This is a genomic window from Acidovorax sp. BoFeN1 (genome assembly GCF_003345135.1).
Lineage (GTDB): Bacteria > Pseudomonadota > Gammaproteobacteria > Burkholderiales > Burkholderiaceae_C > Acidovorax > Acidovorax defluvii.
The window spans coordinates 1-468 of the sequence record NZ_QOZT01000186.1; the positions used below are offsets into that span (position 1 = coordinate 1).

General features: G+C 66.7%; 1 pseudogene. It reads right to left on the bottom strand.

The features are described 5' to 3' along the window. Nucleotides 1-468 (bottom strand): annotated as a pseudogene (locus DTW89_RS19165) (GGDEF domain-containing protein); the annotation flags it as partial.

Consider the following 468-nt stretch of genomic DNA (forward strand, 5'->3'; position numbering starts at 1 on the left):
GTCAGCACACCGGTCAGATGATCGAAATGCGCCTCGTTGGCGAGCGCGCTGTTGGTGCGCTGCAGCCGCTGGTTCAGATGGCGCGTCACGCGGTGGTGCTGCCGCTCGCGCACCAAAGACCACGCCACCAGCGCGAACGTCACCAACACACTCACGAACAACACAAAGCCGATCATGCGGTTGCGCGCATTGTTGGCTATCTGCTGGCCCCACGCCGGCAGCGGCTCGGCCACGACGACCGTGAGGTCCGCACTGGCATTTCGCGACACGGTCAGCGATGGCATCGCACTGCCCTCGCGCCAGGCCAGCGTATCGTGCACCTCGGCCGGCACCCAGGCGGGCACATCGCGATGCGCCTTCGCGGTAGGCTGATAGGGCCAGGGCTCGAAGTCGACGCGTTGGTAGGCGTTGTACCGGTCGCTGGCGCCCATGTGCTGCAGGCGAGCATCCGGCAGGACCTTGCCGACC